Annotated in this window: 17 protein-coding genes and 1 other RNA gene; 12 read left to right on the forward strand and 6 right to left on the reverse strand. The window is 50.1% G+C overall.

Going from position 1 to position 20027, the window contains the following annotated elements; all coding sequences use genetic code 11:
- Positions 1 to 164 precede the first annotated feature (164 nt).
- Positions 165 to 806 (forward strand): hypothetical protein, encoded by a 642-nt coding sequence (locus tag AACY98_RS12810; protein ID WP_339805604.1) that lies wholly within the window; start codon positions 165 to 167, stop codon positions 804 to 806.
- Positions 807 to 1249: 443 nt separating this feature from the next.
- Here AACY98_RS12810 and AACY98_RS12815 read toward each other — a convergent pair whose 3' ends face one another.
- From AACY98_RS12815 to ompA, 5 genes are all read right to left on the reverse strand, one after another.
- Entirely contained in the window at positions 1250 to 1612 is a 363-nt protein-coding gene (locus AACY98_RS12815) for a hypothetical protein (RefSeq protein ID WP_339805607.1), read from the reverse strand.
- A gap of 462 nt (positions 1613 to 2074) precedes the next feature.
- Positions 2075 to 2438: a transfer-messenger RNA gene (gene ssrA / locus AACY98_RS12820) on the reverse strand.
- A gap of 19 nt (positions 2439 to 2457) precedes the next feature.
- Positions 2458 to 3111 (reverse strand): HAD family hydrolase, encoded by a 654-nt coding sequence (locus AACY98_RS12825; RefSeq protein ID WP_339805609.1) that lies wholly within the window; start codon positions 3109 to 3111, stop codon positions 2458 to 2460.
- Between the two features lie 26 nt (positions 3112 to 3137).
- Positions 3138 to 3851, reverse strand: a complete 714-nt coding sequence (gene ubiG / locus AACY98_RS12830) for a bifunctional 2-polyprenyl-6-hydroxyphenol methylase/3-demethylubiquinol 3-O-methyltransferase UbiG (protein WP_126977977.1) — start codon at positions 3849 to 3851, stop codon at positions 3138 to 3140.
- A 205-nt stretch (positions 3852 to 4056) separates the two neighbouring features.
- Positions 4057 to 4668, reverse strand: a complete 612-nt coding sequence (gene ompA / locus AACY98_RS12835) for an outer membrane protein OmpA (protein WP_339805611.1) — start codon at positions 4666 to 4668, stop codon at positions 4057 to 4059.
- A gap of 236 nt (positions 4669 to 4904) precedes the next feature.
- On the opposite strand from ompA, the gene gyrA reads away from it, so the two are divergent.
- The 11 genes from gyrA (at position 4905) to AACY98_RS12890 (ending at position 18463) form a co-directional block, all read left to right on the forward strand.
- Complete coding sequence (gyrA, locus tag AACY98_RS12840) at positions 4905 to 7562, forward strand: DNA gyrase subunit A (RefSeq protein ID WP_339805613.1); 2658 nt, start codon at positions 4905 to 4907, stop codon at positions 7560 to 7562.
- A 105-nt stretch (positions 7563 to 7667) separates the two neighbouring features.
- Positions 7668 to 8213: a DUF2059 domain-containing protein gene (locus tag AACY98_RS12845; RefSeq protein WP_339805615.1), complete on the forward strand. Its 546-nt coding sequence runs from the start codon at positions 7668 to 7670 to the stop codon at positions 8211 to 8213.
- A gap of 117 nt (positions 8214 to 8330) precedes the next feature.
- Positions 8331 to 9467 carry a 3-phosphoserine/phosphohydroxythreonine transaminase gene (gene serC / locus AACY98_RS12850; protein WP_339805617.1) on the forward strand — a complete coding sequence of 379 codons (1137 nt, stop codon included), beginning with the start codon at positions 8331 to 8333 and terminating at the stop codon, positions 9465 to 9467.
- Positions 9460 to 10551, forward strand: a complete 1092-nt coding sequence (gene pheA, locus AACY98_RS12855) for a prephenate dehydratase (protein WP_339805619.1) — start codon at positions 9460 to 9462, stop codon at positions 10549 to 10551. The genes serC and pheA overlap by 8 nt, the downstream gene beginning before the upstream one ends.
- The gene (locus AACY98_RS12860) at positions 10548 to 11519 is read left to right on the forward strand and encodes a prephenate dehydrogenase (protein ID WP_339805621.1); all 972 of its coding nucleotides are present in this window, start codon (positions 10548 to 10550) and stop codon (positions 11517 to 11519) included. The genes pheA and AACY98_RS12860 overlap by 4 nt, the downstream gene beginning before the upstream one ends.
- A 26-nt stretch (positions 11520 to 11545) precedes the next feature.
- Complete coding sequence (locus tag AACY98_RS12865; RefSeq protein WP_339805623.1) at positions 11546 to 13555, forward strand: bifunctional 3-phosphoshikimate 1-carboxyvinyltransferase/cytidylate kinase; 2010 nt, start codon at positions 11546 to 11548, stop codon at positions 13553 to 13555.
- A 234-nt stretch (positions 13556 to 13789) separates the two neighbouring features.
- On the forward strand, positions 13790 to 15502 hold the full coding sequence (gene rpsA, locus AACY98_RS12870; RefSeq protein WP_126977963.1) for a 30S ribosomal protein S1: 1713 nt from the start codon (positions 13790 to 13792) through the stop codon (positions 15500 to 15502).
- Positions 15503 to 15528: 26 nt separating this feature from the next.
- The gene (locus AACY98_RS12875; protein ID WP_126977961.1) at positions 15529 to 15837 is read left to right on the forward strand and encodes an integration host factor subunit beta; all 309 of its coding nucleotides are present in this window, start codon (positions 15529 to 15531) and stop codon (positions 15835 to 15837) included.
- A gap of 331 nt (positions 15838 to 16168) precedes the next feature.
- Positions 16169 to 16444, forward strand: coding sequence for a LapA family protein (locus AACY98_RS12880; RefSeq protein WP_126977959.1), 276 nt, complete (start codon positions 16169 to 16171; stop codon positions 16442 to 16444).
- A 22-nt stretch (positions 16445 to 16466) separates the two neighbouring features.
- Complete coding sequence (gene lapB / locus AACY98_RS12885; protein WP_126977957.1) at positions 16467 to 17654, forward strand: lipopolysaccharide assembly protein LapB; 1188 nt, start codon at positions 16467 to 16469, stop codon at positions 17652 to 17654.
- A 122-nt stretch (positions 17655 to 17776) separates the two neighbouring features.
- Positions 17777 to 18463 (forward strand): hypothetical protein, encoded by a 687-nt coding sequence (locus tag AACY98_RS12890; protein ID WP_339805627.1) that lies wholly within the window; start codon positions 17777 to 17779, stop codon positions 18461 to 18463.
- 100 nt (positions 18464 to 18563) lie between these two features.
- Here AACY98_RS12890 and AACY98_RS12895 read toward each other — a convergent pair whose 3' ends face one another.
- Entirely contained in the window at positions 18564 to 19964 is a 1401-nt protein-coding gene (locus tag AACY98_RS12895; RefSeq protein WP_339805630.1) for an RtcB family protein, read from the reverse strand.
- Positions 19965 to 20027: the final 63 nt, after the last annotated feature.

A 20027-nucleotide genomic window follows, 5' to 3' on the forward strand; every position in this document is an offset into this window, starting at 1 on the left:
GGACGGGTGGGAGCTTAAAACCGCTAACAGTCGGTGGGCGTATTGCTGTGCCTGTAATGTGTTTGTTCAATGCTCGAATTCTAAAGGTTGATTAAGGATTCTCAAATATTTTCAACAGATGTTATAGCGTTAAAAAATATGTTTCGTAATATAAAATAATAAAAATGAAATTTATTTTTACTATTTTTATTGCCAGCTTTTTGTCTGTTGTTAACGCTCAGCCAATGCCTGATTCATCATTGGAAGATGCTGTTCGTGAAATTGCATTAGCTGTTCATGATGTAGACCAACAGAAGCTGAGTCATTACATTCATCCCAGGATAGGTGTTTTTATTCCCTATAAAATAGGTATTCCCCCTGTTATTGACCACAAATTTCATATTGATATACATGCACTTTCTCAAATGAGAGATACCTTTTGGCCTGTCACACTGAAGGCAGAGGAGGGAATTCAGCGTTTTTTGAATAGTGCCCAATTTCATTACACAACTACCATTACCAGCCATTGTGAGGATGATGCCCACTATGTACTTGAGGACCAGCCTTTACAGGTAGGCGTTTATTTGACAGAGGATAACTTACTTTCAACACTACTCCAGCAGCTCGTAGAGTTTTGGGATTATCCCGAAGCTATGGAAGAAATATCTGGAGGTTTTTCTTTAGATAAGATCCATGCATTAGAGGCTAATAGCTACCGGGTTATTATTAATACAGGTGCAGATACCCTGGCATTCTCTGTCACACAGATAGAGGGGTGCTGGTACTTGTGGTTGATTGATCGTTACACATTGGACTGCAGTGCTTAAGCACCTTCAAAAAAGGAGTCTGGTTGCGCAGCCAGGTATTGAGTTGTCGGGAGGCCTATGCCACACGGCAGCAGTTCAGGCATAGAAACGTCTGGCCATGCCGGCATCTTGAATAGTTGATCGTTTTAGTGGGCGGTGTGAATCCGTAGACAAGTCCAGACAACTCCTAAAAGCTAGGTGGTAGATTTATATACGGTCAAGAGTTTTCAGAACTGGCCAAAATCAATATTGATGGATGATTATTTAAATTTTTTTATGATTTAAACTGATTTAAATATATTTGGAGTTTCAAAAAACTTTAATGATATAATTATTTCTTTAATAGGGTGGTGATCATAAGGGATTGTTAATTGTTCAATAATATATGAGACCTCTACTTTATCTGCCGCTTCTAATAAAGACCACAATTTTCTGCCTTGATATAATAAAGAAGGCTCTAAAATTTATCTGATGGAAGTAATCCAAATTGGTATTCCAGATGCTACCATTCTGTTCATTACAGAAGAAGACTGATAGGCTTGTTTTTGATTTTCCATTTGTCTTAGATTGAATGCTGATAATAATACTTTTTCTTGCTTGTTTAGTCGCAGGTTTGCACTCTCCATTATTGCTAAAGCTAACTCCAAAGATCCATCTTTTTGATTTTCTGGGTCTAAACTGAAAAAAGCAAGAGCTGCAATTGCTGATGCTCTAATTTCTTGCATTTCTCTTTTCCCCATAGAGGTTACAAAATTCAAAACATTTGTATTATCTTTTTCCCAGATTTTAATTATTTTATCTTTTAAAAGAAAATTAAATAATCCCATATAGAAACTCCTAAAATGATTTAAAAAATTATATTTAATATATAAAATTGTAACTAAACTATGAATGGTCTGTATACCATTTTATATTATGAATTAAATCAAATTAATTAATTTTTAATAACTAGAATAAATTTTTTAAATTTTAGTTAATTTTTACTACTTGCCAATATTAAGTGATAAGTAAAATATATAATTCTAAAATCTGATAGCCTATGGCATTTTTAATTATTGGGATAGAAAGCTTTATTATATTAAGAGTTCGTCTGAAGCATAAAAAATTCCTGTAGGTTGGTGATGATTTTTTTATTATCATACATGATTAATGATTGTTAATCCTATTGCTCCCTTCCAATTATTTTAGCTTGAATTGGTTCTTATTAGATGGGATTGTTTAGAGCAGTGTTGATTTTAAAATAAAAACACCGTTTACTACATTGTAATAAACGGTGTTGGATAGTGTCTTGGTGGAGCCGGGGGGAATTGAACCCCCGTCCGCAAGCCATATTCAGGCAGTTCTACATGCTTAGTGGAATGTTTTAATTCTCGCGACTGGAGCGGGCACCCACACCCTCTCTTTGTCGCCAGTCACTTAGGTCTCGTTTGCTGTTGAGTAACCCAACGGCAAACCAGTCAATGTAGTATTAACCCACAGGCCTTGCGGCCCCAGCCCATTGGCAAACTGTTGTGAGTCTCGCTAGTCAATTAAGCAGCGAGTGCAAAACGTTCGTCGTTTGCAATTACTTTTTTTCCAGTGGTTTTACGAGCGGACTGGTGCTCGGCATGCCCCGCTCTGCTTCCGCACTCACGTCGAAACCAGGTCGGCCCCATAGAAGCTATATTGTAGCTTAATTCAGGAGTTTCAAGATGGCGGCCGGTTTTTCAACGATGTAATCGGCATTCCATGTGGTGTAGTCGCTATTAGCGCCGAGATAACCCCAGGTGGCAGCGGCTGTGAGCATGTTGGCTGCATTGCCTGATTGTATGTCGCGCAGGTCATCCCCAACATACAGGCATGCCTCGGGCGGCAGGTGGAGTTGTTTTGCGGCTTCCAGCACAGGAGCTGGGTGCGGCTTCATATGGGGCGTTGTGTCGCCGGCAATGACGGTCTGGGCGCTTTGAGCCCATGCTGCCTGTTTGATAAAGGGCAGGGTGAAGCGTTCCATTTTGTTGGTGACGATTCCCCAGGGTATATGCCGTGCGGTTAATTCGAGCAGCATAGCCGCAATGCCATCAAACGGGTGTGTTGATTGGGTCATGCGGATTTCGTAATTGCGGAAAAATTCTTCCCGCATGGTTTCGTAGTCAGGATCTTGTGGCGTCATGCCAAAGGCGACTTCCAGCATGCCACGTGCGCCGGCACCGGCCAGTGGCCGGTATTTTGCTAAAGGGTAAGAGGGAAGACCGCGGTCGGTTCGCATCTGGTCAGCAGCAGCACCCAGATCAGGAGCGCTGTCTACCAGTGTGCCGTCCAGGTCAAATAATACTGCTTTTATGGACATGACAAGAATGGCGATGGATACGGATTTTAAACACGCCGGAATGCCTGCATGTAGTTGATGTCGGCATTGGCGGTGAGTTTGGCTTTATGTGTGAATGGGTTGTATTCGACACCCGTGGCTTGGGCCAGTTCAAGCCCTGCATGACGGCCCATACGAGCAAGTTCACTGGGACGGATAAAGCGGGCGTATTCATGTGTGCCGCGTGGAAGCAGGTTCATGATGTACTCGGCACCGACAATCGCCAGTAAAAAGGATTTGGGGTTTTTGTTAAGGGTCGACAGGAATACCCAGCCTCCGGGTTTGACCAGTTGGGCCAGGGCGTTGATGACGGATTGCGGATCTGGTACATGTTCCAGCATTTCCATGCAGGTCACTGTGTCGTATTGTCCGGGTTGTTCTGCGGCCAGGTCTTCAACGGCAATTTGCCGGTATTGGATCTGCGGGGTTTGGGCTTCCAGTGCGTGTAACTGAGCTACTTGCAGGGCTTTTTCTGCCAGGTCGATTCCTAATACGTGAGCCCCGCGACGTGCCATGGCATCGCTCAAAATACCACCGCCACAGCCAACATCCAGTATTTTTTTGCCTTTGATTGGTGCCTGGGCATCTATCCATTGCAGGCGTACCGGGTTTAAGTCATGCAGGGGGCGGAATTCTCCTTCAGGCTCCCACCAGCGGTGGGCCAAATCGGAGAATTTTTCTATTTCTGACGGGTCGACATTGTGTGTTGTTGTGGTTGTCATTTCAAACGCGTTGTAAAGTTTTTATAACAAAGTAGGTGTTTATTTTAGGGCTTTATTGTTTTGTATGTGGCGTATTCGCAAAATGGGCAAAGCAGTTGCGGTGTTATGAAAAGCGGGGTTTTATTGTGATGGCTGCCATATGAAAAAACCCCGCCAGAGCGGGGTTTTTGTAACCGGTCGTTTTGAAAAACGATAGGTCAAAGGATTAGCGCATTACTGTGCCGATCACTTCGATTTCTACACGACGGTTCTGTGCACGGCCTTCGCGGGTAGCGTTGGTTGCAACAGGCTGTGTTTCGCCCTTGCCTTCAACGAAAATGCGGTTAGCCGGAACACCCTTGCTGACCAGGTAAGCTTTCACAGCTTCAGCACGGCGCAGGGAGAGCTTCATGTTGTAAGCTTCCGGACCGGTAGAGTCGGTGTGGCCCACAGTGATGACGGTTTCCAGGTTGACGTTACCAATACGGCGAACCAGTTCGTCCAGCACTTCTTTGCCGGCAGGTTTCAGCACGGCTTTGTCAAAGTCAAACAGGGTGTCAGCAGCATAGCTTACACGTTGACCCACTGGTGTGGGAGCCTGTGTTGGGGCTTGTGTGACAACAGGAGCTTCAGCTGTCAATGCGCCGTCGCAGTTTGGATTGGCAGTTGCAGGTGTCCAGAAGGGATTGCGCCAGCACAGTGTACCGTCGCCAGTACGCCATGTCGTGCCATCAACATTCAACCAGTTGTTTTCATTGGACTGGGCAAATACACTGCCAGCTGACAGAGCCAGTGTTGCAGATGCAACCAGCATTGCCACTTTGTTCAGTTTCTTCATAATTTTCCTCTCGTGATATATCACTAACCAGATTATCTAGATTGCAGTCTATCTTCACAGCGTTAAGCTCATTGGCATTGCCAACGCCGATGTTCCGATTGTGCCATAGCTATTTTATAGTTGCTGTTACTATTCATAGGAATAATACATTCGAATCAGGTTATAGTGTTGTTTACCTGCAACGAGCAGTTCAATTTACAATAGCCCGTAACCGTTTGTTTTTTAAATAAAGCTTTATGACCTCTTTTGCTAAAGAAACTCTTCCAGTCAGCCTGGAAGAAGAGATGCGTCGTTCGTATCTGGATTACGCCATGAGCGTGATTGTAGGCCGTGCTCTGCCTGATGCGCGCGATGGTTTGAAACCTGTGCATCGGCGTGTGTTGTATTCCATGCATGAGCAGAATAATGACTGGAACCGCCCGTTCAGAAAGTCGGCCCGTATCGTGGGGGATGTCATGGGGAAATATCACCCTCATGGCGATGCTGCTATTTATGACACTGTTGTACGAATGGCACAGCCATTTTCTCTGCGTCATATGCTGATTGATGGGCAGGGGAATTTTGGCTCTGTCGATGGTGACAGTGCCGCAGCCATGCGTTATACCGAAGTGCGGCTGACCAAGATAGCGCACGAAATGCTGGCCGATATTGATAAGGAAACGGTCGACTTTACGCCGAACTACGATGGTTCTGAGCAGGAGCCTTCGGTTCTGCCGGCACGGCTGCCTAATCTGCTGGTGAACGGTTCGGCCGGGATTGCGGTGGGTATGGCGACCAATATTCCGCCGCATAACCTCAATGAGGTGGTGAGTGCCTGTCTGCACCTGCTGCATAACCCTGAGGCTTCTCTGGATGAGTTGATGGAGATTATCCCGGCGCCGGATTTCCCGACCGCAGGTATTATTTATGGCATGTCGGGTGTGCGTGAAGGGTATCGTACCGGGCGTGGCCGTGTGATCATGCGTGCCAAGTGCCATTTTGAAGATATCGACAGGGGGCAGCGCCAGGCCATTATCGTCGATGAAATTCCGTACCAGGTGAATAAAAAGAGCCTGCTGGAGCGGATTGCCGAGCTGGTTCACGAGAAGAAGATAGAGGGCATCAGCCATATTCAGGATGAGTCGGACAAGTCCGGCATGCGCGTGGTGATTGAGCTCAAGCGTGGCGAAGTACCGGAAGTGGTGCTTAATAACCTGTACAAGCAAACGCAGTTGCAGGATTCGTTTGGCATCAACATGGTGGCATTGGTGAACGGGCAGCCCAAACTGTGCAACCTGAAGGATCTGCTGGAGATTTTCCTGCGGCACCGGCGCGAGGTGGTCACACGCCGTACCATTTATGAGCTGCGCAAAGCCCGTGAACGGGGGCACGTGCTGGAAGGTCTGGCGGTTGCGTTGGCCAATATTGATGAATTTATTGCCATTATCCGTAATGCGCCAACGCCGCCTGTGGCGAAGGAAGAGTTATTGGCCCGCAGTTGGGACAGTTCTCTGGTGCGTGAAATGCTGACGCGCGCAACAGCAGATGGCGGCAAGATCAATGCCGATGATTTCCGCCCGGAAGGGCTTGAAAAGCAGTATGGCTTGCAGTCAGATGGGCTGTACAGGCTGTCTGAAGTGCAGGCGTATGAAATTCTGCAAATGCGCCTGCAACGCCTGACCGGGCTGGAGCAGGACAAGATTGTTGGTGAATATAAGGATGTCATGGCGCAGATCACTGATCTGCTGGATATTTTGGCAACGCCTGAGCGTGTGACAACGATCATTGCCGATGAGTTGCAGGTTCTGGTTGATGAATACGGCAAAACCAAACTGGCACAGCGCCGCAGCGTGGTTGAGCACAATGCCCAGGAGTTGGGTACGGAAGACTTGATTACGCCAACCGATATGGTGGTGACCTTGTCTCACACGGGTTATATCAAGAGCCAGGCACTGTCTGAATACCGTGCACAAAAACGCGGTGGACGCGGCAAGCAGGCGACCCAGATGAAAGAGGACGACTGGATTGACCAGTTGTTTATCGCCAATACGCACGATTATATTTTGTGCTTCTCCAACCGTGGCCGGCTGTACTGGCTGAAGGTCTGGGAAGTGCCGCAGGGGTCCCGCAATTCGCGTGGCAAGCCTATTGTCAATATGTTCCCGTTACAAGAGGATGAAAAGATCACGGTGGTGTTACCGCTGACTGGGGAGTTCCGCAGTTTCCCGGCAGATCATTTTGTTTTCATGGCAACGTCACATGGAACGGTAAAAAAGACATCACTGGATGAATTCAGCAATCCGCGTAAAGCCGGTATCATTGCTGTGGGGCTGGATGATGGGGACTACCTGATTGGCGCAGCGTTAACGGATGGACAGCACGATGTGATGCTGTTCAGCGATGCTGGCAAGGCCGTGCGTTTTGACGAAAATGATGTACGCCCCATGGGCCGTAATGCCCGCGGTGTACGCGGCATGAATCTGGAAGATGGGCAGAACGTGATTGCACTGCTGGTGGCCGGCGATGAATCGCAAAGCGTGTTGACCGCCACGGAAAACGGCTATGGCAAGCGGACCTCTATTTCCGAATATACACGCCATGGACGCGGAACCAAGGGTATGATCGCGATTCAAACCAGTGAGCGTAATGGACATGTGGTTGCAGCGACATTGGTCGAGCCAAACGATGAAATTATGCTGATTACGGATACAGGCGTGCTGGTGCGGACCAGGGTATCGGAAATACGCGAAATGGGCCGCGCCACACAGGGCGTGACACTGATTTCGCTGGATGATGGTGCCAAACTGACCGGCTTGCAGCGTATTGTGGAAAATGATGCCAACGAGAGCGCACAGGACGGCGATGAGGCATCAGAAGATGATGTGCTGCCGGACGAAGGCGCGCCTGAATTGTGATCTGATTGATAATGTGTAATTGAAATGAGCCGGTTGCCGGTTCAATGTGAGAGTTTTCGCAGGCAATTTGGCTTTTTTAATAAACAAAGCAAGAAAGAGATTGAAATGAAAAAATGGATTCAAGCTTCATCGCTGGCCTTGATGCTGGCGGTTGCACCTCTGTCTTTTGCCCAAACGCCCAGTGCAGCCAGCCTGGACCTGGCGCGCCAGATGGTTGAATTGCAGCGAGGCCCGGAACAGGACGCGCTGCTGGTGGATTTGGCCAATGGTTTGTCGACACGCTTAAGTGTCAAATGGGCTGAGCGTATTGTTCAGGGCGTACCGCAGGAAAAGCGGGCGCAGATTACAGATAAGCTGGATGCAGAACTGGACATTTTTTACAACGATGTGCTCAAAATTTTGCGTGCCGAGTCTCCCAAAGTAGAGTCGGATTATCTGGTGATGCAGTATGCACAGCAATTTACGGAAAGCGAATTAAAAGAACTGGTCGCTTTGTTCAATTCACCCGCTTTCAAGAAGTATCAGGAATTGTCTCCCAAGCTGGCTGAGGGTTATGTCAGCAGGCTGGTGGAAAATTCCCGCATTGCCATTCAGGACCGGCAGGGGGCACTTGATGCCAAGGCTTCGACGATTGTTAATTCTGCAAAATAACAAAAACGCTGAAACGGCGCAGAGGCAGGCACCACAGGGTTAAATCCGGTGTTTGCCTCTTGTCTGGTTGATTCAGTTGCGGCTGAATCAACAGTAGAAAACCCACATGAATAAATTATGAAGTTGAATACCGCAACAGAAAACCGTTTAGCTGATCGACCTTTTAACTTTTCTCCCGGGCCGGCAGCATTGCCTGACTCGGTGCTGGCGCAAGCCAGTGCTGAAATGCTCAACTGGCACGGCAGTGGCGTCAGTGTCATGGAGATGAGTCACAGGGGAAAAGAATTTATTTCCATTTATGAGCAGGCGCAACAGAGTTTGCGTGAACTGCTGAATGTGCCGCCTCATTTTAAAATTCTGTTTTTGCAAGGTGGCGGGCTGGGTGAAAATGCGGCAATTCCTTTAAACCTTTCACAAGGGAAGGCCGCTGATTTTGTGGTCACGGGCGCGTGGTCGCAAAAGTCGGCCAAGGAAGCCGGCAAATACTGCAAGGCGACAGTTGTTGCCGATGCTGAAAAATCTTTGGGCGGGTTTTATGGCGTGCCGTCATCTGATAGCTGGCAAGTCAGCCGCGAAGCGCAATACCTGCATATTTGCAGCAATGAAACGATTCATGGTGTTGAGTTTCAGCAGTTACCTGATCTGGCTGCCATTGCCGGGCGCGACCTGCCTTTGGTTGCGGATGCTTCTTCGCATATTCTGTCGCGCACAGTGGATTGGACTCGTGTGGGGGTGATGTTTGCAGGGGCGCAGAAAAATATTGGTCCGGCCGGCCTGACACTGGTGTTTGTGCGGGAAGATTTGTTGGGGCGGGCGTTGGAGATTTGCCCGTCAGTGATGAATTATCAGGTAATGGCGCAGACAGACTCCATGTTTAACACGCCGCCTACGTATGCAATCTATATTGCCGGGCTGGTGTTTCAGTGGATCAAAGCGCAGGGCGGTGTTGCAGAGATGGAGCGTCGTGCGATTGAAAAATCAAAGTTGTTATACCAGTGTATTGACGCGTCTGACGGTTTTTATATCAACCGGGTCGCTGTGGACAGCCGTTCACGGATGAATGTGACATTTTTCCTGAAAAACGAAAATTTGAATGACCTGTTTTTGACCAATGCCAAAGAACGGGGGCTGATTAATCTGAAGGGGCACAAGAGTGTAGGTGGAATGCGGGCGAGCATTTATAATGCGGTTCCAGTGGAAGGGGCATATGCTCTGGCAGACTATATGAAGTCATTTGCACAACAGCATGGATAATCAAATACCTCAACTCAGAGATGAAATAGATGAACTGGACCGGCAACTGCTGGATCTGCTGAACCGGCGTGCCCGGCTTGCACAGCAGATTGGCGAAATTAAAAAAGAGGTCTGTTCACCGGTTTTTCATCCGGAAAGAGAGGCACAGGTCATCCAGTCGCTGGTAGCGGCCAATCAAGGGCCGCTCAGAGCCCAGTCGATTGCACCGATCTGGCGTGAAATCATGTCGGCCTGCCGCTCGCTGGAGCAGGTGATTCGGGTGGCTTTTCTGGGGCCGGTGGGGACTTTCAGTGAGCAGGCTGCTTTAGAGTATTTTGGCTCCAGCGCTGAATTTGAGGCCTGCCCGGATATTGATGCTATTTTTCGTGCGGTCAGTAATGAAAACTGTCGCTTTGGCATTGTGCCGATCGAAAACTCTACGGAAGGGGTGGTTACCCGTTCTCTGGATTTATTGCAGCAGGCGTCCTTGAAAATTGTGGGCGAGGTCGGTCTGCGTATCCGGCACAATTTACTGTCGTTACAGGGCAAGCTGGATGAAATAGAAGTGATCTATGCGCATCCGCAGGCGCTGGCGCAATGCCAGAATTGGTTGACGGCGCATGTTCCCCAGGCCAGAAGACAGGCGGTTTCCAGTAATGCCGAGGGGGCTCGTCTGGCTGCATCCGAGCCAATGGCTGCCGCTGTTTCCAGCGAGCGGGCGGCAGGTATTTTTGGCCTGCAAGTAGTTGCGCGCGGTATTCAGGATGCCAGTAACAACCGGACAAGATTCGTTGTTTTGGCTAATAATTCAGAGTTACAGCCGGAGTTTTCAGATCAGGCTGCGGCGTGCACCAGTGTGGTGGTTTCGGTACCCAATAAGCCTGGGGCTGTTTATGATCTGCTGGCGCCGTTAAAAGCGCATGAGGTTTCTTTGACACGGTTTGAGTCGCGTCCGGCGCGTTCTGATCAGTGGGAATATTTCTTTTATATGGACATTGCAGGCCATATCGGGCAGCCAGCAGTTGCGCAGGCACTTCAGGATGTGCGTGAAATATGCTCATTTTATAAGCTGCTGGGAAGCTATATTGTGAGTCGGGAGTTATGATGTTCAACAGATTGGGAATTATTGGCTGTGGCCTGATTGGCTGTTCATTTGCGATGGCGGCCAAAAAGGCGGGTATTGTCGAACGGGTGATTGGCTACAGTAAATCACCGACGACCACTGAAAATGCCAAAGCCGCAGGTATTCTGGATGAAACCGCGCCATCGGCGCTGCATGCCGTATCGGGCTCGGACATTGTTTTGATTGCAGTGCCGGTAGGCGCCATTCCGAAAATCTTTTCAGACATCGTGTCACTGATTGAACCTACGATGTTGGTGATGGATGTCGGCAGCACGAAGCAGGATGTGATTGCAGCGGCACAAAAAACGCTGCATAAAAAAATTGCCAATTTTGTGCCGGCGCATCCCATTGCAGGCAAGGATATTGCCGGTTTTAGAGCTGCTGAGGCCAACCTGTTTGAAGACCATAAAGTGGTTTTGACTCCGCTGGAGGTGACGCGTCAGGCACAGTTGGATGATGCGATCAAAGTATGGCGGGCACTGGGCTCCAAAGTGCAGATGATGACACCCCAGGATCACGATGCGGCTTTTGCGGCAGTCAGCCATTTGCCGCATCTGATTGCATTTGGTTACATGAATGGGCTGATTTCGCAGGAAAAAGGCGAGCATTACATGTCGCTGGCCGGCGTGGGCTTCAGGGACTTTACCCGCATTGCAGCAGGCGATGCGACGCTCTGGCGTGATGTTTTCATGGCCAATAAGAGCGAGATGGAGTATCAGCTGGTTCATTTCAAAAAAGCGGTGGACTGTCTGGAGGCAGCAATCAAGGACAATGATCCTGTCGCTTTGCTGGACTTGATCCGCGCCGCTTCTGCTGCCCGTGCCGCATGGAGTGTGGGAGAGCGCGCCCCCATCATACCGATGACACCGCCTCCGGACGGTGCGCCTGAAGAGCCCGCTGAAAAAGCAGGGTTCTGGGGCCGTATCCGGGATGCCTTGTCATCTAAATAAATAACACCGAATACCTATTTTTGTGCATGGACCATATTGCCTATCTGGATCTCCCGCCACTTGAATCTGCTGGTGGACAGGTAAAGGTTCCGGGTTCAAAGAGTATCTCCAACCGGGCGTTGCTGCTGGCAGGTCTGAGCGCCGGGGATACTGTTCTGACCGGGCTGCTGGATTCTGATGACACGCAGGTGATGTTGCAGGCACTCAGGCAGTTGGGGTGCGGTATCGAGCTGGTGCATCCGGATCGTGTGGCGCAGGGTGTGCATGTGCGCGGAATTGGTGGTGTATGGCGTTCGCAGCAGACTGTTGCATTGTTTCTGGGGAATGCCGGGACCGTGATGCGACCTTTGACCGCCGTGCTGGCCTTGCTTGGGGGCGATTTTGAGCTCAGCGGTGTGCCTCGTATGCATGAGCGGCCGATCAAGGATCTGGTTGAAGCGTTGCAGGCACTGGGTTGCCATATTGACTATACAGGCGTGGCGGGGTTTCCTCCGTTGTGCATTCATCCGGCTGAACTGAATGATGCACAACTGTCCCGCCCGATTCAGGTAAAAGGCAATGTATCGAGTCAGTTTTTAAGCGCCTTGCTGATGGCATTGCCGCTGGTGGCGCGCACAGATATCACCATTGAAGTGATCGGAGAGCTGATCTCCAAACCCTATATTGCAATCACGTTAAAGCTGCTGAAAGATTTTGGCATCCAGGTGCAGTCAGATGAAAGTTTTCAGCGTTTTGTGATTCCTGCCGGTAGCCGGTACACATCGCCACAGAAGTATGCGGTGGAGGGCGATGCATCATCGGCTTCGTATTTTATTGCTGCCGGTGCCATTGCTGCGTCAGCGCAGGAGCCGGTTATCATCGAAGGCGTTGGTGCCGCTTCTATCCAGGGTGATATTCGCTTTATAGAGGCAGCACGTGCCATGGGCGCTGTGGTGCATGCCAAAGAGGATTCCCTGGAGGTTTACCGTGGTAGCTGGCCTTTAAAGGCCATTGATCTGGATTGCAACCATATACCTGATGCCGCAATGACGCTGGCGGTGATGGCTCTGTATGCCCAGGGGACAACCCGGCTGAGCAATATTGCCAGTTGGCGTGTGAAGGAAACAGACCGCCTGGATGCAATGGCTGCGGAGTTACGCAAGCTGGGCGCGCAGGTGGTGCTGGGGGATGATTTTATTGAGGTTTCGCCCCCAGTTCAGTGGCAAAAAGCGCAGATTTCCACTTATGACGACCACCGCATGGCGATGTGTTTTTCGCTGGCGGCATTCAATCAGGGGCGTGTGCCGGTCAGAATACAGGATCCCGCATGTGTCAATAAAACCTATCCGGGGTATTTTGATGATTTTTTTGCCCTGAGCCATTGCCAGGTGCAGGATGTCCCGGTGATTGCCATAGACGGCCCGACCGCTTCCGGTAAAGGAACGCTGGCCAATATGTTGGCGCAACGCCTGGGGTTTCATTATCTGGACTCTGGGGCACTTTACCGCGTCACCGCGTTAGCGGCCATGCGAAAAAGTGTTTCGGCGGATGATATACCTGCACTGGCGGCTTTGGCCCAGAACCTGCCTGTTGCGTTTCATTCGGGGCAGGTGTGGTATGAAGGTGACAATGTCACCGAAGCCATTCGCGCTGAAAAAGTTGGCATGCTGGCGTCTCGGATTGCAGCTTATCCTGCGGTTCGGGAAGCGCTTTTCGCTTTGCAGCGCGCATTTCGGCGCCTACCTGGCCTGATTGCCGATGGCCGGGATATGGGAACGGTTGTGTTCCCGGACGCCGTTTTGAAGGTATTTTTGACTGCAACGGCCGCCGCAAGGGCGCAAAGACGTTATAAGCAGTTGAATGAAAAGGGGATTTTCGCTAAAATAGATAACCTTCGATCTGATTTGGAAGCGCGTGATGCACAGGATATGAACCGTGCTGTTGCGCCTTTGAAGCCGGCCGAAGGCGCTCATCTGCTCGATAACTCCGCATTGACGATAGAACAGTCGGTTCAACAGGTTTTATCCTGGTGGGAAAAATTACACCTTTTTGAGTAAGCGGTATTTTTTCTGGCAATGGTCCTGTGCTGATTCGCAGTACAGCCCCTTTGCAGAGGCTTTTTGTCTTTGGACAAGGGCTGCTACAGCTTTCAAGGGTGGAATGTGAGGCCTGAAAACGAATGCATGACAGTACATGCTTCGAGTTTTGGGAAGTTGTTTAACATTAACCTGCAGCATTGCTGCATTCAACAAGATTCCTGGTTGTTCTCCAGGAAGCATAGGAAATATTCAATGAATCAAACCGCTACCGTTCCGGCTACAGAATCTTTTGCCGAGCTGTTCGAGGAATCTCTCAAGCGTCATGAAATGAAAACCGGTGAAGTGATCACCGCCGAAGTTGTAGCTGTAGAGCACAATTTTGTCGTTGTGAATGCCGGCCTGAAATCTGAGGCTTACATCCCTATTGAAGAATTTAAAAATGACCAGGGTGAAATTGAAGTTCAGCCTGGTGATTTCGTCTCTGTTGCCATTGATGCGTTGGAAAACGGTTACGGCGACACCATTCTGTCACGTGACAAAGCCAAGCGTTTGGCGTCATGGTTGTCTTTGGAAACTGCGCTGGAATCCGGCGAGTTTGTCGAAGGTACTGTATCTGGCAAGGTCAAGGGCGGCCTGACTGTGATGGTCAATGGCATCCGTGCCTTCCTGCCGGGCTCACTGATTGATACCCGCCCGATCAAGGACATGTCTCCTTATGAAGGCAAAACAATGGAATTCAAGGTCATTAAACTTGATCGCAAGCGCAATAACGTTGTGCTGTCTCGCCGTGCTGTGGTGGAAGCCAGCCAGGGTGAAGAGCGCGCCAAACTGCTGGAAAACCTGCAGGAAGGCACCATTGTTCACGGTGTGGTCAAAAACATCACCGACTACGGTGCATTCGTGGACCTGGGCGGTATCGATGGCCTGCTGCACATCACCGACATGGCATGGCGCCGTGTGCGTCATCCCAGCGAAGTGGTTCAGATCGGTCAGGAACTGGATGCCAAAGTGCTCAAGTTTGATTCCGAGAAAAACCGTGTTTCTCTGGGCCTGAAACAAATGGGTGATGACCCCTGGAATGGCGTGGCACGCCGTTATCCGGCTGGTACCCGCCTGTTTGGCAAGGTGACCAACATTGCTGATTATGGTGCATTTGTGGAACTGGAGCCTGGCATTGAAGGCCTGGTGCACGTTTCTGAAATGGACTGGACCAACAAGAACGTGGCGCCCAGCAAGGTTGTGACCCTGGGTGACGAAGTTGAAGTGATGGTGCTGGATATTGACGAAGACAAGCGCCGCATCAGTCTGGGCATGAAACAGTGCAAACCCAATCCCTGGGAAGAGTTCGCACAGAACTACAACCGTGGCGACAAGGTTTCCGGCCCGATCAAGTCCATTACCGATTTTGGCGTGTTTGTGGGCCTGACCTCCGGCATTGATGGCTTGGTGCATCTGTCTGACCTGTCCTGGAACGAACCCGGCGAAGCCGCAGTTCGCAACTACAAAAAAGGTCAGGAAGTTGAAGCCGTGGTACTGGCGATCGACGTTGAACGTGAACGCATCTCTTTGGGCATCAAACAGCTCGATAGCGATCCGTTTACTGCCTATGTTGGTATCAATGACCGTGGTCAGACCGTCACAGGTACTGTGAAGACCGTGGATGCCAAGGGTGCTGAAATTCAGCTGGCTGAAGATGTGACCGGCTATCTGCGCGCTTCTGAAATTTCACGCGAGCGCGTGGAAGATGCCCGCAATGTGCTCAAAGAAGGTGATGAAGTTACTGCGGTGATCACCAACATTGACCGCAAAGCGCGTAATATTCAGCTGTCTATCAAGGCAAAAGACGCTGCAGATCAGCAAGAAGCATTGCAACAGCTCAATTCTTCTCGTGAAGCTGCCGGTACAACCAACCTGGGTGCATTGCTGCGGGCCAAACTGGATCAAAGCAGTGATGATCAGTCTTAATCAATAGACTTGTCTGAAATATTACGATGACAACAAGAAGCGATCTGGTCAGTGAGCTGGCATCCAAATTTGAGCAATTGTCTCAACGGGATGCCGAGCTTGCGGTCAAAACGATTCTGGATGCGATGACCGAGGCGCTTGCCAAAGGCCATCGCATTGAGATTCGGGGTTTTGGCAGCTTTTCAGTCACACGCCGCCCGCCTCGGGTGGGGCGTAACCCCCGTTCAGGCGAACAGGTGATTGTGCCGGAAAAGCGTGTTCCTCATTTCAAGGCTGGAAAAGCACTGCGCGAAGCGGTTGATATTTTGTCAAACGACAAATCATCGGCTCAATAATTGTTGCTGTGTTTAGCCGTGCCTGCGATGGTTGAGGCCATATTTTTGCCTGAACTGTTGATGTGAGCATCGCTGATCAATATGATGCCCTTGTCAATTAAATTGGCAAGGGTATTTTTATGGCATCAAGAGAAGCCGGTTATAGGCATGCTGGTTGGCACGGTAATCCAATCGATTCTCAATAAAGCGCTAAAATCACCTCGATGCAGGTTGATGATGGGTTTCCAACCTGTGTATCTGCTGCCGTGTGCAATGGCGTACTGGCGTGCAGATCAGTGCGAATATTTTCGAGAGCAAGATAGCAACTGCTGATCTTGGCAGAAAGGTGCAGATGTTTAAAATCATTGCTTGGGTGATCAGTGCCCTTATTTTTATTTTGTTGTTGGTTTTTTCTCTGAATAACCTGGATCAGACCACGCTGAATTTCTTTGGCGGCATGTCCATTACAGTGCCCATGATTGTGCTGGTGCTGATTGTATTTGCCGCAGGCTGTGTTTTCGGCATGCTGGCAATGTTGCCTTTTGCATGGCGCCGCCGCAAGCAGATCAAAAATGCCACCAAGGCAATGGCCAAAACAACGGATACAGCACCGGCATCTCAAGCCTGATTCAGCAGAGTGATCAACGCATATGGATTTTGAACTTTGGTGGCTGTTTCTGATTATCCCTGCTGTTTTTGCACTGGGGTGGGGCGCTTCCCGCTTTGATATACGCCAGTGGCGCCAGGAGCAGCTTGACGCGCCGCGCGCATATTTTAAAGGCCTGAATTTTCTGCTGAATGAACAGCAGGATAAAGCCATTGATGCGTTCATTGAAGCCGTACAGTACGACCCCAATACATCTGAATTGCATTTTGCACTGGGAAATCTGTTTCGCCGCAGAGGAGAGTATGAGCGTGCTGTGCGGGTGCACCAGCATTTGTTAGGGCGCGCTGATCTTCCCACCGCTGAGCGCGACCGCGCCCAGTATGCGTTGGCACAGGATTATCTGAAAGCCGGACTTCTGGACCGTGCTGAGCAATCCTTTCGGGTGCTTGAAAATATTCCTGCTTACTCCCGGGAATCGCGCATGGCTTTGCTGACGCTGTATGAGCGTGCGCATGACTGGCCGAACGCGATTGATGTGGCCAATGCGCTGGAAGATCAGAAAGCGGGTAACTTCGCGCCCAGACGTGCGCATTACCACTGTGAATTGGCCGCTGTTGCACAGGTTTCGGGAGACTATGCCACGGTCTTGCATGAGCTGACACTGGCGCACCATGATTCGCCTGACAGCCCCCGGCCTTTGATTGAACTGGCGCGTTACCATCTGAAACGGGGCGATGTGGACGCTGCTTTCAAAAACTGGGCGGAATTGGCTCGTGTGGCTGCACAGGCTGTTCCACTGATTGCTCCTGAAGTCGCCCAGTTTATTCAGGGCATGGAAAGTTCGGACCAGTTTTCTGCACAGCAGCAGGAGCGCTGGCGGCAAATGGCGTTGGACCTGCTGGACGGTGCTTATGCGCATCAGGCATCGCTTGATATTCTGACCGCGCAGGTGGATATAGAAACCGACCATCAAAAACGCCACGCACGCTTGCTGGCATATCTGGAGCATCACCCTTCTGTGGTGGCCGCGGCCGAGTTATTGAATACCATGCAGACAGAAGATCAAAGCAAGGAAACTGTGGCCATCAGGCGTACCCTGGAACGGGCTGCCAAACCGATGGACCGTTACCGTTGCGCTGCCTGTGGGTTTGAGTCAACACATTATTTCTGGCAGTGCCCGGGTTGCCAGAGCTGGGACAGTTATCCGCCCAGAAGGGTTGAGGAGTTTTAGTTGCCATGTGAAGGCGCATGGCAAGATGCTTGAAATAAACAATAACAACTGATCAAAGCACAATACCTGTTGAGTGTTAAAAAGGGGCTTACCGGATGCGGTTTCAGAAGAATCATCTCAAAATGGCCAGCCAATTGCTTTCGAGCGCTTTGGGTCACTCCAAAAAGTTTGGCATACAGGGGCTTAAAGCCGTTGGTTTGATCGCACTGCTGTTTATTCCAACCAACCTTCTGTTTGGTGTGATTAGCCTGTTTTATTACGATACAAGCAATCAAACGGTTTACTGGGCATCGGTGTTGATCACATGGGTGATTGGTTTTGGGATGGTTATCTGGGCAGCATTGCGTGTTTATCGGTACCTGATTTTCAAGGGGCTGAATACGGTGTACGACGGTTCCGAGAGTCTGGTATATGGCTTTTGTGAACAGACCGTCGCGCAGGCCGCCAGGCTATCCGGTGATTATTTCAAAATGGATGCCGATAAACTGCAGAAAGCATTTGAGATAGATGCAATGTTAAGCCAGTCGTATACAGAGAAAGTGCCGGAAGCCGCGCGTAAAGTGATCCAACTGGTATTAGAGCGGGTGCCTTTCGGCGGTTTTGTGCTTGGCGTCAAGGATGTGATTGTGCGCGGTGACCAGGCTGATGCAGCTCAACTGCTGCATGGCAAAATTGATGACTATGTGCATGACAATCTTTTTGGCGATGTCAACATGCGCTGGATGTTCTGGTTTTGGCCGCTGAACGTCGTTATTCAGGTTATTGTCATGATGGCCAACAAAAACTATCTGTTCTTGTTGCTGGGTTGATGTAATTTTTCTTGAGCAGCATGTGAGCTGTATGTAAGCAGATGAGCCCCTACCTGCAAAGGTAGGGGCCTCATTTTAAGGGTGATTGCAGCAGACTTCATCATGCTTTGAACGTCATCCAGGGGCGCAGCCGCGCAACAGCCTGAATCATACCGGCCTGTTCCTGCGCTTCGATCACCGGACCCACAGGTTTATAAGCCTGCGGGGCTTCTTCCAGTTTTCTGGATTCGTTCAGTGTCACACAATGCCAGGGCAGGTGATCATCATGTATGGACGCCGGTTTCTGGGCGCGCATCTGCTGCCGGCGAACTGTGCGTCCAGCCCCGTGCGAGCAGGACCACAGCCATTCTTCATTGCCCAGACCGGAGACCACATAGGAGTAATCGCCCATGGAGCCTGGAATGAGTGCAAGTTTGTTTTCATATGCCGGGGTTGCGCCTTTGCGATGGATATTCATACCGTGTTCACGTATCACAATATTGTGAGGAATATCCACAACCAGTTGTGTGTTGTCTTGTGCAAAGACCTGCGACCATACTTGCCGGATCAGTTCTGCCAGCACAACCCGGTTGGCCCAGGCGTAGCGCGCTGCAACACCCATGGCCAGCATGTATTCGTCTGCCAGCGGGCCGCTTAAACCATACAGCCCTGATTGCGGATGTTTGACACCTGCAGGCCAGGCGGCTTTCGCCCGGTCCATCCAGCGCTGCCCGACATAAAAGCCCACATCACGTGACCCGCTGTGAATCATGATCACAACCTGCCCGGCTTTTAAACCGGCTGCGTAAGCGGCATGGCGGTCCAATACCTTGTCTACCACCTGCAACTCAACAAAGTGGTTGCCCGAGCCTGTGGTGCCCAGGCTGGCCGGGCGAATCAGTTCGCGCGTGTCGGAAAATGCTTGCGGTGCATAGCGGTTATCAGCGTGCAGAGAAGGCAGGCAGAGTGCGGCATGAAGTTCATGCTGCAAACGCTGGAAATCAACCTGCTGCCAGATCCCGGCTGGTTTTAGGCTCCCCAGCCATGCCGCCGGGCTGTCGTCAAACAGCACTGAAAACGAGTGGCCCGGAATAGGGACATCACGCTGGTCATGCAGCAAGACCATGCTGAGCATATGCTCCAGCAGCTTTTGTTTATCAATCACGTGATCAAGCGTTAGACCTGTGGTCATCAGACGCATACCGCAATTGATGTCGGTACCAATGGCTGCGGGAATCACCAGATCCGGTGTGGTCGCAACAATGCTGCCTACAGGCGCAATAGAGCCGGTATGAAAGTCCGGCGTTGCGCAGGCCTTGCACACGTGCGAAGCATGACCAGGAACCTGGACGGCGGCAAAATTGAGTAACTGCTGAACTGCTTTTTGTTCGAGCTTGAACGACTCGGGCAGCAGGACCGTTGCCTGGGAATGTTCGCTTTGTAAACGGTAAATGCGGTTGTTATACCCAACCTGTATGCCTTGTTTAGACAGGTGTTTTTGTAAACGATGGAAATTTGACATGAAATGCTACCTAGAAAAACACATAAATGCGCCCTGGATGCATATCCAGAGTGTGTTTTTCTT

The sequence above is a fragment of the Saezia sanguinis genome, assembly GCF_963921665.1.
Classification (GTDB): Bacteria; Pseudomonadota; Gammaproteobacteria; order Burkholderiales; family Burkholderiaceae_C; genus Saezia; species Saezia sanguinis.

Coding starts and splice junctions, on each gene's coding strand:
- rpsA (WP_126977963.1), top strand. CDS start 13,790: ATGAATCAAACCGCTACCGTTCCGGCTACAGAATCTTTTGCCGAGCTG.
- AACY98_RS12895 (WP_339805630.1), bottom strand. CDS start 19,964: ATGTCAAATTTCCATCGTTTACAAAAACACCTGTCTAAACAAGGCATA.
- AACY98_RS12845 (WP_339805615.1), top strand. CDS start 7,668: ATGAAAAAATGGATTCAAGCTTCATCGCTGGCCTTGATGCTGGCGGTT.
- ompA (WP_339805611.1), bottom strand. CDS start 4,668: ATGAAGAAACTGAACAAAGTGGCAATGCTGGTTGCATCTGCAACACTG.
- AACY98_RS12865 (WP_339805623.1), top strand. CDS start 11,546: ATGGACCATATTGCCTATCTGGATCTCCCGCCACTTGAATCTGCTGGT.
- AACY98_RS12815 (WP_339805607.1), bottom strand. CDS start 1,612: ATGGGATTATTTAATTTTCTTTTAAAAGATAAAATAATTAAAATCTGG.
- ubiG (WP_126977977.1), bottom strand. CDS start 3,851: ATGACAACCACAACAACACACAATGTCGACCCGTCAGAAATAGAAAAA.
- pheA (WP_339805619.1), top strand. CDS start 9,460: ATGGATAATCAAATACCTCAACTCAGAGATGAAATAGATGAACTGGAC.
- lapB (WP_126977957.1), top strand. CDS start 16,467: ATGGATTTTGAACTTTGGTGGCTGTTTCTGATTATCCCTGCTGTTTTT.
- AACY98_RS12810 (WP_339805604.1), top strand. CDS start 165: ATGAAATTTATTTTTACTATTTTTATTGCCAGCTTTTTGTCTGTTGTT.
- AACY98_RS12825 (WP_339805609.1), bottom strand. CDS start 3,111: ATGTCCATAAAAGCAGTATTATTTGACCTGGACGGCACACTGGTAGAC.
- AACY98_RS12890 (WP_339805627.1), top strand. CDS start 17,777: ATGGCCAGCCAATTGCTTTCGAGCGCTTTGGGTCACTCCAAAAAGTTT.
- gyrA (WP_339805613.1), top strand. CDS start 4,905: ATGACCTCTTTTGCTAAAGAAACTCTTCCAGTCAGCCTGGAAGAAGAG.
- serC (WP_339805617.1), top strand. CDS start 8,331: ATGAAGTTGAATACCGCAACAGAAAACCGTTTAGCTGATCGACCTTTT.
- AACY98_RS12875 (WP_126977961.1), top strand. CDS start 15,529: ATGACAACAAGAAGCGATCTGGTCAGTGAGCTGGCATCCAAATTTGAG.
- AACY98_RS12880 (WP_126977959.1), top strand. CDS start 16,169: ATGTTTAAAATCATTGCTTGGGTGATCAGTGCCCTTATTTTTATTTTG.
- AACY98_RS12860 (WP_339805621.1), top strand. CDS start 10,548: ATGATGTTCAACAGATTGGGAATTATTGGCTGTGGCCTGATTGGCTGT.